3 protein-coding genes are annotated in these 1,914 nt (G+C 40.5%); 1 reads left to right on the plus strand and 2 read right to left on the minus strand.

The genetic code is table 11. From position 1 onward, the window contains the following. A partial coding sequence (locus Q0E19_RS11845; protein ID WP_294409750.1) for a hypothetical protein occupies window positions 1-264 on the plus strand: 264 nt, incomplete at its 5' end. A 308-nt stretch (window positions 265-572) separates the two neighbouring features. Here the strand turns inward: Q0E19_RS11845 and Q0E19_RS11850 are convergent. Both Q0E19_RS11850 and Q0E19_RS11855 read right to left on the minus strand, forming a co-directional pair. Continuing rightward, window positions 573-1,229: a DUF4236 domain-containing protein gene (locus tag Q0E19_RS11850; RefSeq protein WP_294409752.1), complete on the minus strand. Its 657-nt coding sequence runs from the start codon at window positions 1,227-1,229 to the stop codon at window positions 573-575. Window positions 1,230-1,236: 7 nt separating this feature from the next. Further along, a complete protein-coding gene (locus tag Q0E19_RS11855) occupies window positions 1,237-1,830 on the minus strand; it encodes a hypothetical protein (RefSeq protein ID WP_294409754.1) in 594 nt (197 codons plus the stop codon). Between the last annotated feature and the right edge of the window lie 84 nt (window positions 1,831-1,914).

Genomic DNA, 1,914 nt, shown 5'->3' on the forward strand with positions numbered 1-1,914 from the left:
TATGACGTGGAATCCTCGATGCTTACCTTCGAGGAAGCCAAGCACTTCTCCCAGCTCCTCCTTTCTCGCTATGTCAACATCGTTGAGATAGGTGGTGCCCTGGCACCCATCACCATCACTGACATAAACAGTGAAATCTCCGATGCCGACAACGCCACGAACAGCATCAAGTTCAAGTACAAGTACAGCAGCCACCATTTCCCAATCACCATCGACTACGGCAACAACATCTTCGATGATCCTTTCTACCGCACCTTCGATTAATCCACATCGCTATGCAATCCATCCACATCACCACCCTCCGCAAAATCCTCTCCAGTCCCGAGCCCATCGACATCCGTCTATGGACTCGCAGCGGTGAAATCCAGTCCTGGCACCGCTGCATCTCCCTCAAATATGACTTCTACAAAGGCACAAGGCGAATGAAGCTGCTGGACTCCAACGAAATCCGGCAGCTTCGCGATGTGTGTATATTTGAGGTGAATGGGATTGAGGTGTATATGTAAAAGGGATGCTCCTGAACAAGGAACATCCACAAACTTTACCTTAAAGAGGTTTTCCGTAAACTTCGCTTATTTCTCATCTTTAAGTCCTAATTTTGTTATCATAGCTCCTATGATACCTACAAATATCAATATCGGATATAATATGTACTTTAACCAATTGAAGTCATATTTTATATAAATATTTGTTTTGCTATGTCCTGTCCATTCCCATCCAGTCGACCAAACATATATCACGATGCATCCAATTATTATCAATAATCCTAAAACAAACGCTACAGGATTCGGAACAAGTCTGTGCTTTTCAACATTTTTATCAGAACTTTTCACCGTTAGAAACATTACACAACATAACAAAGCAAAAGCACCAATGCCACCTATTAACACTCTACCGATTGACTGAAGCGATGCAAACACTGCTCCTAAAAAACAAGCAATTGCGATAATTGCGAATATCACTCCATACGTTGTGTTTTCACCTTTTGTTCTTTCTGGTACTCCTTGTTGCATTTGTCTTGATTGAATGTTTTGTTTATTTCCTTTTCCAGAAACTTTCTCTCTGTAATATATTCCTGTCCCAGGTATGCCAGCACTTACATGTGTCCCATTTGTACCCATTGTTACCTTAGCTCCACGAGGTCCGACACTAACACTGGTACTTTTCTTTCCGAAATTAATTCTAATCCCTGGAGCTATCTTTATGCTTCTTCTAAATTGCAGTCCCATAGTTTAATCATTTAAAAAAATCATACTCCAAACTCATTTCTGCAGCAAGTCTTCTCACATTGCGTTCATAGGCAACAAACCCGTTTTTTTTCGTGTTCCTCATATATGGTCGCAATGGTCTGCTTTCCCAAGCTACCAAACTTTCTTCATCATCAAGTTCCTCTTCCGTTGCTACTGTTACCTCTATTTCAGAAGGACAATCCACATACACTTTAAATGTATCAATAGGGAAGCTAATTTCTGCTTCTTTGCTATACCCATGATTCTTGACAAAATCGAGCATAGATGTTTCCAAGTCCTTCACAAACTTATCTACTTTCTCATTCGGGAAATAGTGCAACACCACACACTCTATTCCTATTGGGTCTGCCTCAAAAGTAAACGTACCTGACATCTTGATAAGGTCTGACATATCAAAATAGTCATATCCTTTTTCCTGCTCTTTATAGGAGCGTCTACCATGCGACACGGAATAATCAAACTCTTTAACTATAAGTTTGTCTTCAAAGTGAGTGTCATCGCTATAAACATAGCCGATGTATTCTTCAACTTCCTTCAATATATCCTTGCGAAACTGCTCCTTCAAATAATTCGTTTCCATAATCTCTGTTTTTAGTCATTATTGATAACTCTCGACAAGTTGCCACGCTTGAACATCTGTTCTTCGCCGTAGTACAGCACTACA

This window comes from uncultured Ruminococcus sp. (assembly GCF_934476685.1).
GTDB lineage: Bacteria > Bacillota > Clostridia > Oscillospirales > Ruminococcaceae > Hominimerdicola.